Annotated in this window: 9 protein-coding genes; 5 read left to right on the top strand and 4 right to left on the bottom strand. The window is 74.4% G+C overall.

Going from position 1 to position 13,273, the window contains the following annotated elements:
- Positions 1-16: 16 nt before the first annotated feature.
- Positions 17-1,609 (bottom strand): peptidoglycan DD-metalloendopeptidase family protein, encoded by a 1,593-nt coding sequence (locus tag ACZ4FH_RS17985; protein WP_467305699.1) that lies wholly within the window; start codon positions 1,607-1,609, stop codon positions 17-19.
- A 295-nt stretch (positions 1,610-1,904) separates the two neighbouring features.
- Positions 1,905-2,771 carry an esterase/lipase family protein gene (locus ACZ4FH_RS17980; protein WP_467305698.1) on the bottom strand — a complete coding sequence of 289 codons (867 nt, stop codon included), beginning with the start codon at positions 2,769-2,771 and terminating at the stop codon, positions 1,905-1,907.
- 350 nt (positions 2,772-3,121) lie between these two features.
- Between ACZ4FH_RS17980 and ACZ4FH_RS17975 the strand changes: the two genes are divergently transcribed.
- Positions 3,122-3,535 carry a cobalamin B12-binding domain-containing protein gene (locus ACZ4FH_RS17975; RefSeq protein WP_383639787.1) on the top strand — a complete coding sequence of 138 codons (414 nt, stop codon included), beginning with the start codon at positions 3,122-3,124 and terminating at the stop codon, positions 3,533-3,535.
- A gap of 229 nt (positions 3,536-3,764) precedes the next feature.
- Here ACZ4FH_RS17975 and ACZ4FH_RS17970 read toward each other — a convergent pair whose 3' ends face one another.
- Together ACZ4FH_RS17970 and ACZ4FH_RS17965 are read right to left on the bottom strand one after the other, a co-directional pair.
- Entirely contained in the window at positions 3,765-5,402 is a 1,638-nt protein-coding gene (locus ACZ4FH_RS17970; RefSeq protein ID WP_467305696.1) for a DUF5691 domain-containing protein, read from the bottom strand.
- Positions 5,403-5,416: 14 nt separating this feature from the next.
- The gene (locus tag ACZ4FH_RS17965) at positions 5,417-6,811 is read right to left on the bottom strand and encodes an SWIM zinc finger family protein (protein WP_467305694.1); all 1,395 of its coding nucleotides are present in this window, start codon (positions 6,809-6,811) and stop codon (positions 5,417-5,419) included.
- Positions 6,812-6,934: 123 nt separating this feature from the next.
- Between ACZ4FH_RS17965 and ACZ4FH_RS17960 the strand changes: the two genes are divergently transcribed.
- The 4 genes from ACZ4FH_RS17960 (at position 6,935) to sucC (ending at position 13,265) form a co-directional block, all read left to right on the top strand.
- Complete coding sequence (locus ACZ4FH_RS17960) at positions 6,935-8,041, top strand: ATP-binding protein (protein WP_467305693.1); 1,107 nt, start codon at positions 6,935-6,937, stop codon at positions 8,039-8,041.
- Entirely contained in the window at positions 8,038-10,578 is a 2,541-nt protein-coding gene (locus tag ACZ4FH_RS17955) for a DUF5682 family protein (RefSeq protein WP_467305691.1), read from the top strand. Before ACZ4FH_RS17960 ends, ACZ4FH_RS17955 begins: the two co-directional genes overlap by 4 nt.
- Entirely contained in the window at positions 10,575-11,810 is a 1,236-nt protein-coding gene (locus ACZ4FH_RS17950; protein WP_467305689.1) for a VWA domain-containing protein, read from the top strand. The genes ACZ4FH_RS17955 and ACZ4FH_RS17950 overlap by 4 nt, the downstream gene beginning before the upstream one ends.
- Before the next feature lie 273 nt (positions 11,811-12,083).
- Positions 12,084-13,265, top strand: a complete 1,182-nt coding sequence (sucC, locus tag ACZ4FH_RS17945) for an ADP-forming succinate--CoA ligase subunit beta (protein WP_383639770.1) — start codon at positions 12,084-12,086, stop codon at positions 13,263-13,265.
- Positions 13,266-13,273: the final 8 nt, after the last annotated feature.

Raw genomic sequence — 13,273 nt, 5'->3', positions numbered from 1 at the left:
AGGGCGGGTGCGGGGCTCAGGTGGGGTTGACGCCGTGGCTGCGGAGCCAGGTCAGCGGGTTGATCGCCGCGCCGCCGCCGGGCCGCACCTCGAAGTGCAGATGCGGTCCGGTCGAGTTGCCCGTGTCGCCGGAGTACGCGATGACGTCACCGGCCTTGACCGGGCCCGAGCGGATCCGGGTGCTGGAGAGGTGGCAGTACCAGGTCTCCGTGCCGTCGGCCATGGTCACGATCGCCATGTTCCCGTAGGCGCTGTTGAACTGCGTGCGCACGGTGCCGTCGGTCGCCGCCATCACCGGCGTGCCGGGGCCGACGGGGAAGTCGATGCCGGTGTGCACCGACATCCAGTTGACGCCCGCCTGGCCGAAGTAGGCGCTGAGGCCGTGCTGCTTGACCGGCAGGACGAACTTGGGGCGCAGCGCCTCCTTGCGGGCCGCCTCCTCCTCGCGCTTCTTCTTCTCGGCGGCCTGCCGCGCCTTGAGATCGATGCGCTCCTGGGTGCGGCTGGCGCGGTCCGCGAAGTTCTCCGCGTCGGCGCTGAGGTTGGCGAGCTGGGTGTCCAGCTTGTTGTTGGCCGCGACCGGTTTGACGGTGCCGGGGTCGGCGGCCGCCATGGACATCGTGTCGTCCTTCTTCTCCTCGCCCCCGCCCAGTCCGCCGATGCCGCCGACGGAGGCCGCGGCGATACCCGCCACGCTCATCACGCAGGCGGAGGGGACGGCGACGGTGAGGAGCGCGGAGCGTTTGGCGGGGGAGCGCCGGCGGCTGCGGCCCCGGACGGGCCGGCCGCCGTGGCCGTGTCCGGCGTCGTCGGCCGCGGTGTGCTCGGCCTCGGCTGCGGCGCGGTAGGGCTCGTACGGGTCGAAGGCGGAGCCCGCGTCCGGCTCGGGCTCGGGCTCGGCGGCCGGCCCGGCCGGCGGCTCGACGGCGACGGCGGTCTCGGTGAGCGCGGAGTGCTCGTACGTGTCGTGCGGGGCGGCCTCGGCCCCGGTGTTCCAGGCGGTGGCGTCGTACGCGCCGGTGTCGTACCCGGTGGTGTCCGTGGCCGCCCACTGGCCGTCCGCGTACCAGGCGGTGGTGTCCCACTGGCCGGAGGAGTCGGGAGCCCCGCCCTGGGCCGGGACCGTCGGCAGAGCACCGTCCGTCGGCAGGGCGCCGTCCGTCGGCAGCCAGGTCGCACCGGTGTCGTAGGCGGCGGGGTCGTACGGGTCGGCCGTGCCGTACGTTCCGGTGGTGGTGTACGTGTCGGTGGTGGCGTAGGCGTCGGTGGTGGCGTACGAGCCGGTCGCGTCGTACGAGTCGGAGGTGCCGTACGTGTCGTACGAGGGGTGCTGCTGGGGCTGCGCCGTGTACGCGGTGTAATCGGCGGTGTGCCCATAGCCGACGGTCCCGTGCCCGCCCGTGTCCCACTGGGCCGTCCCGTACGTGTCGTACGTGGCGGTGTAACCGGTCCGGTCCTCGGCCGCGTACGGCGACGCGTAACCCGCCGAGGTGTCGTACGAGGCGTCGTATCCACCGGGCAGGGAGCCGAAGAGCGGGTCGCTGTCGAAGCTGCCCGTGGAGTGGCTGTCGTACCCGGCGTACCCGGCGTAGGGGGGCTGGTCGTTCACCAACTTCTCTCTCGCCTCGGCAGCAGGACCAGTCTCCGGCGTCCGGTGGGGACTCCGGAGGGTAAGCAGTGGCCGCGACTGTACCCGGCGGTATGCGACGCCGACAATCTTCGGCCGCCCCCGCGCGCTCAGGAAACGGGCAATCGGCCGTCTTTCGGCGGGCTGCGCACACAGCCTTGGCTCTATGTTCGAAACTCGTTCGATTCTTGAGGCCTCGGAGGGCCTCCTCCGAGGCGTCCCAAGCGGGTTTCGGAGGGCGCTCCGGGGCAGAAGGGGGCGGCCCGGGGGCGCGCGTTCAGGCGACCGAGGCCGTGCCCGTGGCGCCGTGGTCCGGCGTGTCGGCGTCGAGCGCCTCGCGGACGGCGGCGGCGACCGCCGGGTGCACCGGCAGGGCGAGGTGGCCGATCCCGGTGACGCGCACGTTGACCGCGTCCAGGTCCGGATGGTCGACGCAGGCGGCCTCGGCGGGGACGATCACCTGGTCCAGTTCGCTCCAGAAGCTGACGAAGCGGGTGCGGCAGCCGGGCGCGGGCCGCCGCAGCTCCTGGATGGGCTCCGAGTCGCCGAGCATCTGGCGGGCGATGGGGTGGGCCCCGGCCAGCCGGGCGAGCGCGGTGCCGCCGTGCGGGGTGCCGAGCGTGACGACGGTGCGGACCCGCCGGTCACCGCCCAGCCGCTGGACGTAGTAGCGCGCGATGAGCCCGCCGAGGCTGTGCCCGACGATGTCGACCTCCCGCTGCCCCGTACGGGCGCAGATCTCCTCCACGTGCCGCCCCAGCAGTTCGGCGGCGGTGCGGATCTCGCAGGTCAGCGGGGAGTAGTTGAGCGATTCCAGATGGTGCCAGCCGTGCCGGGCCAGCGAGCGGCGCAGCAGGACGAAGACGGAACGGTTGTCGATGAAGCCGTGCAGCAGGACCACGGGCCGGTGGCCGGGGCCCGACGCGGGCAGCGCGGCCGCCCGCCCGGACGCGCCGGTGCCGCGCTCCGTCGGTCCGGTCGGGGAATCGCGCGGGGGACCGGCCGGGGGGTCGTTCGCGGGGTGCCGTTCACCGGTCACCCCGGTGGGGTACAGCAGGGCGTGCCCGGCGAGCACCACCAGTTCCAGTGCGGCGGCCCTCAGCACGGCCCCGGACATCCGGGGCACCGAGGGGAGGGAAGGCATCGTGGGGAGAAACGGCGGGGTCCGCATGATCGACCTCCTGCTCCGATACCGGAAGAGGAGCGACCTGCTGCGTCCCGTCCGCCCTGGCGGGGCGGCCGGCGGGCGAGCCGTACCACCGTGCCGTGCGGCTGACGGCGCGGTGGCACGACGGCCTCGTCGCGGCTCTCCCGGCGGCCGTCCCCCCGCGGCGGTCTGCCGCGTCCTGACGGGGAACGGTGCCCGGTGAACATGTCCCACGTGTGATTTCCCCCTCCCCGCCCACCGCGAAACGGCACCGTGCGGGATGCTGTCGATAACGTTCGTTCACATCCCCGGCCCTTCCGGTACGGGAAACGCATGTGGAGGCAGTGATGGGTGTGACCGGTCCGATCCGTGTGGTGGTGGCGAAGCCGGGCCTCGACGGGCATGACCGCGGGGCGAAGGTGATCGCGCGGGCCCTGCGCGACGCGGGGATGGAGGTCATCTACACCGGCCTCCACCAGACGCCCGAGCAGATCGTGGACACCGCGATCCAGGAGGACGCCGACGCGATCGGCCTCTCGATCCTCTCCGGCGCGCACAACACGCTCTTCGCCAAGGTGATCGAACTGCTGAAGGAGCGCGACGCGGCCGACATCAAGGTCTTCGGCGGCGGCATCATCCCGGACGACGACATCCCGCCGCTGAAGGAGCAGGGCGTCGCGGAGATCTTCACCCCCGGCGCGACGACCACCGCGATCGTCGACTGGGTCAACGCGAACGTCCGGCACCCGGCGGAGGCCTGATCCCGGACCGGATTCAGACCCGGATGCGGATGGGGACCTGGCACCGGATGCGGATTGGGACCCGGATTCGGATTCAGACCCGGATTCGGACAGGGACCTGGAACCGGACCCGGCGTATCGGCTGCCCGGTTCCTCCGGCCGTCCGGCCCCTTCGGGGAGCGGGGTGGGGCGCGGCCGTGTGCGCGGCCCGCGACCGCCCCGCCCGCGCGGGCACGCTGCGTGAGGCTCCCTACTCTCCGTCGTCCGGCGTCAGCTCCTCGTCCATCGCCGCGCGCAGCCGCAACGTGGAGACCAGGCGCTGGAACGCCTCCGACCAGTAGCCGTTCGCACCCGGTGACGCGTCCTCGGGCTCGTCGGGCGTGGTGGTGAGGACTTCCAGCCGGTCCGCCTCGGCCGGGTCCAGACAGCGCTCGGCCAGGCCCATCACCCCGCTGAAGCTCCACGGATAGCTGCCCGCGTCCCGCGCGATGTCGAGGGCGTCCACGACGGACCGCCCGAGCGGCTGCGCCCACGGGGTCGGGCAGACCCCGAGCAGCTGGAACGCCTCGGACAGGCCGTGCGCGGCGATGAACCCGGCGACCCACTCCGCCCGCTCGGCCGCCGGCAGCACGGCCAGGAGCTTCGAGCGCTCGGCCAGCGACGCGGTGCCGGGCCCGTGCGACGGAGGTGTCGACGGGGCGCCCAGCAGCGCCCGCGCCCACGCGGGATCCCGCTGTCTGACGGCCGCCCGGCACCAGGCCGCGTGCAGTTCCTCGCCCCAGCCGTCGGCCACCGGCAACGCCACGATCTCCCGCGCCCCGCGCCCGGCGAACCGCCCCGGCCAGACGGACAGCGGCGACGACTCCACCAACTGCCCGAGCCACCACGAGCGTTCGCCCCGGCCCGACGGGGGGAGCGCCACCACCCCGTCCCGCTGCATCTCCGCGTCGCACTCGTGCGGGGCCTCCACGGTCACGAACGGCTCGGTGCCGGTGAGTCCGGGGCTGACGCAGGACAGGGCGCGCACCGCCATCCGCCCGGCGAGCGCCGAGGAGGGCAGCGCCGACAGCAGCTCGGCGGCCGTGGCCCGCACATTGCGGCTGCGGTCGGCGAGCGCCCGCTCCAGGAACTCCTCGTCCGCACCGGACAGTCCGGTGCGCAGCGAGTCGATGAACATCAGCCGGTCCTCGGCCCGTTCGGCGGACCAGGTGGTGTCCAGCAGGGCGCGGGCCGCCTCCGCGTCGTGCGCCCGGACGGCGGCGAGCAGCGCGATCCGCTCCGCGAACAGCCCCTCGTCCCAGAGCCGGCGCACCCCCTCCCGGTCCGTCACCTCGGGCAGCAGCGCGCTTCCGGACGCGCCGCGCAGCGCGAACCTCCAGTCCGGATTCAGCCCGGCCAGCCACAGCCCGCGCGGACCGGCGAACGTCAGGGCCCCGGGCCGCAGATCCGTCCGGGCGCGGGCCGCCTCCAGCAGCGCGGGCAGCACGGCGTCCGGCGCCCGGTAGCCGTGCCGGTTGGCCGTGGCCAGCCACTGCGGGATCAGCTCCGTCAGATCCGGGGCGGCCCCGCGTCTGCCGCCCCCGCCACTCGCCCCGGCCCGGTCCGCGAGGAGCTGCGCCAGCCGGCTCCGGGCCGCCGCGGGAGGGACGGGACGCGGGTCCTCCGGTGCCGGGGCGGGCCGGGGCGCGGCCGGCGCGGGCAGCAGTCCCGCCCGGCGCCGGACGGTGTGCACGGCGGCGGCGTCCAGCAGGGCGGCCGCCGCACCGTCCGGGCCGGGCCGGGGCGCCACCGCGAGCGGCCGCCGGTCCGTCCCCAGCAGCGCCGAGGTGACCAGCTCCTCCCACGGCACGGACACGGGGGCGGCCGGGGCCGCGGCGGTTCGGGACATCGCTCCTCCAGGGGTCACGGGGTCACCGGGGTCAGGGAGTCGAGCGGGCGGTCGTCCGACCAGGCCGCGAGGGGGTCGAAGCCCCGGTGGCCGCAGGTGCCGAAGACGGTCAGCGGGCCGCCGCCGGAGAGCGCGACGAGCTTCCAGAGCGCGGGCCGGGACAGCGCCGGCGGGGCGACGGGAAGCGCCGTCTCCCCGTGTGCGTCGGCCAGTTGCCAGCCGTCCGCGGTCGGGACCGGCACGACCCCGTGCAGCGTCACCGGCCAGGAATCCAGCCAGGGATCGTCGGCCAGGGCCGTCCCGTACGCCGTGATCGCACCGGTCACGTCGACCCCGGGCGGCGGCGGACCGCCCGGCGCGGGCGCGCCGAACCGTGTCCCCAGCTCGGCCCGGAGCTGCCCCGCCCCCGGGAACGGCGTCAGCTCGGCGTCGAGCGTGACCCCGACCGGCAGGGCCGTCGCCGGGGCGCGCCCGGGGGCGCCGAAGGAGAGCAGCAGCGCCGTGCGGCCCGACTCCCTTCCGTACAGCCAGATCCGGCGGGCCACGATCTTGCCCTCGGGGGTGTCGTACTGGGCGAGGACCAGCCAGCGGTCACGGACGGCCGGTCCCTCGGCGGCCGAGGGCAGACCGACCCGGGTGCGGACCGTCGAGGCCAGCGGCGCGGGCAGCGCGTCGATGCCCAGCCACGCCGTGTCCAGGAGATGCAGCAGCGCGCACTCCTCCAGCATCCGCACCGGCCAGCCCGGACCGGAGGACGCCACCGCACCCAACTCCCTTGCCAGACCCGCCAGTCCGGGGGCCTGGGCGTCCACCATCCGGGCCGCCGCCTCCTCCCACAGCCCGTACCCGGCCTGCTCGGACGCCGCGAGCCCGCCGCGCAGCAGATCGCCCAGCCGCTGCTCCAACTCCTGCGCGCCGCCGTCGATCCGCTCCGCCCGGCGCTCGGCCCGCCGCCGCGCCGCCGCCGGATCGGCCGGGCCGCCCGCCCTCGCACCGCCCCCGTCCACCGCGCCCGGCCCTTCCCCGGCACGGGCGCGACGGGCGGTCAGCCAGGCGTCCGCCCACTCCGGCGGAACCGCCCCGCCCGGCCGCCAGTCGCCCGACGCACGGAGCAGCAGCAGCCCCAGCGCGTGCTTGCACGGGAACTTCCGGCTGGGGCACCCGCACAGGTACGCCGGGCCCGTGGTGTCCACCACCGTCCGGTACGGCGTGCTTCCGCTGCCCCGGCACAGCCCCCACACCGCGCCCGACGCGTTTTCCCCGGTGTCCGACCACGGACCGGGCGCACCCAGCTTGTTCCCCGCCCTGCGTGAGGCGTCGTCAGGAGCCAGCGCCAGAACCTGCTCCACCGTCCAGCGCACCGCCGGAGCAGCGGTGCCCAAGGGTTCTCCCCCGTCAGTCAGCAGCATGGTCCCGACCGTAGGCGACCCCACTGACAACAGTCTCCGACCTGCGGAAAGACCGATTGTCAGTGCCATGGTGCACGGTGGGAAGCACAACAGGCCGACCGACCTGGAGGGGGAACCACGACCGTGTCCGCAACCACCGCAGATATCGGAAACCAGGCCCTGCGCCCGCATGCCGAGGACGCCTTCGCCGACGAGCTGAAGGCGCTCGCCGCCGCCGACGACCGCCCCCGCCCGGCGCGTTGGCGCCTCTCGCCCTGGGCCGTCGCCACCTATCTCCTCGGCGGCACGCTGCCCGACGGCACCGTGATCACACCGAAGTACGTGGGCCCGCGCCGCCTCGTCGAGGTCGCCGTCACCACGCTCGCCACCGACCGCGCGCTGCTCCTCCTCGGCGTGCCCGGCACGGCGAAGACCTGGGTCTCCGAGCATCTCGCGGCCGCCGTCAGCGGGGACTCGACGCTTCTCGTCCAGGGCACCGCGGGCACCCCCGAGGAGGCCGTCCGCTACGGGTGGAACTACGCGCAGCTGCTGGCACACGGCCCCAGCCGCGACGCCCTGGTGCCGAGCCCGCTGATGCGCGCCATGTCCGAGGGCATGACCGCCCGGATCGAGGAACTGACCCGCATCCCGGCGGACGTCCAGGACTCGCTGATCACGATCCTGTCGGAGAAGACCCTGCCCCTGCCCGAACTGGGCCAGGAGGTCCAGGCCGTCCGCGGGTTCAACGTCATCGCCACCGCCAACGACCGCGACCGGGGTGTCAACGAGCTGTCCAGCGCCCTGCGCCGCCGGTTCAACACCGTGGTGCTCCCGCTGCCCGCCACCCCCGAGGCGGAGGTCGACATCGTCTCCCGCCGGGTCGGCCAGATCGGCCGCTCCCTCGACCTGCCGCCCGCCCCCGACGGCCTCGCCGAGATCCGCCGCGTGGTCACGGTCTTCCGCGAACTGCGCGACGGCGTCACGGCCGACGGCCGGACCAGACTCAAGTCCCCCTCCGGCACGCTGTCCACGGCCGAGGCGATCTCCGTCGTCACCAACGGCCTCGCCCTCGCCGCCCACTTCGGCGACGGCGTCCTGCGCCCCGGCGACGTCGCCGCCGGCCTCCTCGGCGCCGTCGTCCGTGATCCGGCCGCCGACCGGGTCGTCTGGCAGGAGTATCTGGAGACGGTCGTGCGCGAGCGGGACGGCTGGAAGGACTTCTACCGCGCCTGCCGTGAGGTCTCCGTATGACCACGGAGCACCCGCCCCACGGGGGTCCGCTGCTGCTCGGCGTGCGGCACCACGGACCGGGCTCCGCCCGCGCCGTCGGGGCCGCCCTGGACGCCGCCCGCCCGAGCGCCGTCCTCATCGAGGGCCCGCCCGAGGCGGACGCCCTGCTGCCGCTCGCCGCCGACGAGCAGATGCGGCCGCCCGTCGCCCTGCTCGCCCACGCGGTGGACGACCCGGGACGTGCCGCGTTCTGGCCGTTCGCCGCGTTCTCGCCCGAATGGACCGCGCTCCGCTGGGCCCTGGCGCACGAGGTCCCCGTCCGCTTCATCGACCTCCCCGCCGCGCACACCCTGGCCCAGGAACCGGAGCGAGCGGAGGGAGTGCAAAGAGAAGGAGAAGGAGAGGAAAAGGGGGAGAAGGAGCGGGAGGAGGACGGCGGACTCCGGTCCGTGCCCCTCGATCCCATCCGGGTGCTGGCCGAGACCGCCGGATACGACGACCCCGAGCGCTGGTGGGAGGACGTCGTCGAGCACCGTCTGCCGGACACCCCCGGCTCGGGCACGAACGCCGGCCCGCTGGCCGCCTTCGACGCGCTGGCCGAGGCCATGTCCGCGCTGCGCGAGGCGTACGGGGACGGCGGGCACCCGAGGGACACGCTCCGCGAGGCGTATATGAGACTCCAACTGCGCGCCGCACGCAAGGAGTTCGGTGATGGCGTCGCCGTCGTCTGCGGTGCCTGGCACGTGCCCGCGCTCCGCACCCGGACCACGCTCGCCGCCGACCGGGCCCTCCTCAAGGGCCTGCCCAAGGTCCGGACCGAGCTGACCTGGGTGCCCTGGACCCACCGGCGCCTCGCCCGGCACAGCGGATACGGCGCGGGCATCGACTCGCCCGGCTGGTACGCGCACCTCTTCGCCGCCCCCGACCGCCCGGTCGCACGCTGGATGACCAAGGTCGCCGGACTCCTGCGCGAGGAGGACCGGTTCGTGTCCTCCGCCCATGTCATCGAAGCGGTCCGGCTGGCCGAGACCCTCGCCGCCGTCCGGGGCCGGCCGCTCGCCGGACTGGGCGAGGCGACCGACGCCGTGCGGGCCGTGATGTGCGACGGCTCCGACGTGCCGCTCGCCCTCGTCCGGGACCGGCTGGTCGTCGGCGTCGCCCTCGGCGAGGTCCCCGACACGGCTCCCGCCGTTCCGCTCCAGCGCGACCTCGAACGGCGGCAGCGCACCCTGCGCCTCAAACCCGAGGCGGCCGAGCGGGAGCTGGACCTCGACCTCCGCAAGGACACCGACGCGGCGCGCAGCCGCCTGCTGCACCGGCTGCGGCTGCTCGGCATCGACTGGGGCGAGCCCGCCGCGGGCCGGGGGAGCACCGGCACCTTCCGGGAGAGCTGGCGGCTGCGCTGGGAGCCCGAGCTGTACGTCCGCGTCGCGGAAGCGGGCGTCTGGGGGACCACGGTGCTCGCCGCCGCCACCGCGCGCGCCGAGTCCGAGGCCCTGGCGGCCACCGCGCTCGCGGACGTCACCGCCCTGGCGGAGCGCTGCCTGCTCGCCGGACTGCCCGGCGCGCTCCCCGTCGTGATGCGGGCGCTCGCGGACCGGGCCGCGCTCGACACCGACGTCGGCCACCTCGCGGACGCCCTGCCCGCCCTGGCCCGCACCCTGCGCTACGGCGACGTCCGCGCCACGGACACCACCGCGCTGGGCGAGGTCGCGGCCGGACTCGCGGAGCGGATCTGCGTCGGCCTGCCCCCGGCCTGCACCGGCCTCGACGACGACGCGGCCAGCGCCCTGCGCCGGCGCGTCGACGGCGTGCACACCGCGATCGGCCTGCTGGCCGGCGCCGTGCCCGAGAGCGCGGACGGGCTGCGCGAGCGCTGGCGGACCGTCCTGCGCGGCCTCACCGCCCGCGACACCGTCGCCGGAGTGATCCGGGGGCGGGCGGCCCGGCTGCTCCTCGACGACGGGCACCTCGCCCACGACGACGCCGCCCGCCTGATGGGACTCGCCCTGTCACCCGGCACTGCCCCCGCCGACGCCGCCGCCTGGATCGAGGGCTTCGTCGGCGGCGCGGCCGGCGGCGGCATGCTCCTCGTCCACGACGAGCGGCTCCTCGCCCTCGTCGACGCCTGGCTCGTCTCGGTCCCCGCCGACACGTTCACCGATGTGCTGCCCCTGCTGCGCCGCACCTTCTCGGCGTACGAACCGGGCGTGCGCCGCACCCTGGGCGAGCTGGTCCGGCGCGGTCCGTCCACGGGCGCGGCCCCGGGCACCCCGGCCGCTCCCGGCCACGCACCCCCGGCCCCCGGCTTCGGCCCCGCCCTCGACACGGCCCGCGCCGACGCGGTGCTGCCGGTCCTGTGCCTCCTCCTCGGCCTGGACACCGACACGGCGGCACACCCGGAGGAGGTCGCGACGGCCCCCGCCCCGCGGGCGAAGAGCGACTCCACACCATCCACACTCACCGCACCCGCCCTCCCCGAGAGACGCGGACCCGAGCAATCGACGTACGAGACCGGGGCCGGGACGACCACGGCAGACATGGGGGCGACGGGATGACGACGACCGGTGGAGGGGCCGCCGAGGGCGGGCCGGTGACGGCGGGTGCGGGGACGGACGGCGAGGCCGAGCGGCTGCGGCGGTGGCGGCTGGTGCTCGGGGCGGACGGCGAGCACGGCACCGGCCGCACGCTCAGCGGCCGGGACGCCGCGATGGACGGCGCGCTCACCGCGCTCTACGAGGGCGGCGGGCGCCCCGGCGGCGGGCAGGGCGGCGGCCGGACGGCCGGGCTCGGGGCCTCCGCCCCGTCCATGGCGCGCTGGCTCGGCGACATCCGGACGTACTTCCCGGCCTCCGTCGTCCAGGTCATGCAGCGCGACGCCATCGACCGCCTCGGTCTCTCCGCGCTCCTGCTCGAACCGGAGATGCTGGAGGCCGTCGAGCCCGACGTCCACCTCGTCGGCACCCTGCTCTCGCTCAACAAGGCCATGCCCGAGACGACGAAGGAGACCGCGCGGGCCGTCGTGCGCGCGGTGGTGGAGAAGCTGGAGCGGCAGCTGTCCACCCGGACCAGGACCGTGCTGGGCGGCGCCCTCGACCGTTCCGCGCGGATCGCCCGGCCGCGCCACCACGCGATCGACTGGAACCGCACGATCCGTGCCAACCTCAAGAACTATCTGGAGCTGCCCGGCCGGGAGGGCGCCGGCACGGTCGTGCCCGAACGGCTCATCGGGTACGGACGGGCCGCGCGGTCGGTGAAGAAGGACGTCGTCCTCTGCATCGACCAGTCCGGTTCGATGGCCGCCTCCGTGGTGTACGCCTCGGTGTTCGGCGCGGTGCTCGCGTCCATGCGCGCGCTGCGGACCCGGCTGGTCGTCTTCGACACCGCGGTCGTCGACCTCACCGACCGGCTCGACGACCCCGTGGACGTCCTCTTCGGCACCCAGCTCGGCGGCGGCACCGACATCAACCGGGCCCTGGCCTACTGCCAGTCGCGGATCACCCGCCCGGCGGACACCGTCGTCGTGCTGATCAGCGACCTCTACGAGGGCGGGATCCGCGACGAGATGCTGAAGCGGGTGGCCGCGATGAAGGCGTCCGGGGTGCAGTTCGTCACCCTGCTGGCCCTCTCCGACGAGGGCGCCCCCTCCTACGACCGCGCGCACGCGGAGGCGCTGGCGGCCCTGGGCGCCCCGGCCTTCGCCTGCACCCCGGACCTCTTCCCCGAGGTGATGGCGGCGGCCGTCGAGAAGCGGCCGCTGCCGATACCGGACAAGGAGGGCGGCCGTTAGGAGGGGCGGCCGGTCCGGACGCGCTCCGTCGCCGCCCCGTGGCGATTTGTCCACCGCGACCCGGCCACCAGGGCGATCTGTGACCGTAATCACCGCCCTGCGGACTGCTCCGATTTAAGGTCATGCACGGCGCGGGGATAACCTGCGAGATGGACATGCCGCGTATTCGGTCACCGTATGCGCCTCCCTGGTGACAGTGCAGTCACGATGCCCCTCGCGGCACGCCCACGCAGAAAACCAACCGCGAGACCATTTGACAAGGGACGGACGCGCGTGGACCTGTTCGAGTACCAGGCGAGGGACCTCTTCGCCAAGCACGGTGTACCGGTGCTGGCCGGTGAAGTCATCGACACGCCTGAGGCGGCCCGCGAGGCGACCGAGCGGCTGGGCGGCAAGTCTGTCGTCAAGGCGCAGGTGAAGGTCGGCGGCCGCGGCAAGGCCGGTGGCGTGAAGCTTGCCGCCAACCCCGACGAGGCGGTCGCGCGGGCGACCGACATCCTCGGCATGGACATCAAGGGCCACACGGTCCACAAGGTGATGATCGCCGAGCTGTCCCCGGAGATCGAGGCGGAGTACTACGTCTCGTACCTCCTCGACCGCACCAACCGCACCTTCCTGGCCATGGCCTCCGTGCAGGGCGGCATGGACATCGAGGAGGTCGCGGAGAAGACCCCCGAGGCCCTCGCGAAGGTCCCGGTCAACGCCGTCGACGGCGTCACGATCGAGAAGGCCCGCGAGATCGTCGCCCAGGCCAGCTTCCCGGCCGAGGTGGCCGAGAAGGTCGCCGAGGTCCTGGTGACGCTGTGGGACACCTTCGTCGCCGAGGACGCCCTCCTCGTCGAGGTCAACCCGCTGGTCAAGACCAAGGACGGCCGCATCCTGGCCCTGGACGGCAAGGTGTCTCTCGACGAGAACGCCGACTTCCGCCAGCCGGGCCACGAGGAGCTCGAGGACAAGGCCGCGGCCAACCCGCTCGAGGCCGCGGCCAAGGCCAAGAACCTCAACTACGTCAAGCTGGACGGCGAGGTCGGCATCATCGGCAACGGCGCCGGTCTGGTCATGTCGACCCTGGACGTCGTCGCGTACGCCGGTGAGAACCACAGCAACGTGAAGCCCGCCAACTTCCTCGACATCGGTGGCGGCGCCTCCGCCGAGGTCATGGCGAACGGCCTGGAGATCATCCTCGGCGACCCGGACGTCAAGTCCGTGTTCGTCAACGTCTTCGGTGGCATCACCGCCTGCGACGAGGTCGCCAACGGCATCGTCCAGGCCCTCGAACTGCTCAAGTCCAAGGGCGAGGCGGTCACCAAGCCGCTCGTCGTGCGCCTTGACGGCAACAACGCGGAGCTGGGTCGCAAGATCCTCTCCGACGCCAACCACCCGCTGGTCCAGCGCGTGGACACCATGGACGGCGCGGCCGACAAGGCCGCCGAGCTCGCCGCGGCCGCGAAGTAAGGAAGAGG

This window comes from Streptomyces sp. NPDC024555 (assembly GCF_055559335.1).
Note: the sequence above shows the minus strand (reverse complement) of the source record. Positions and strands in the feature narration are given on the sequence as shown.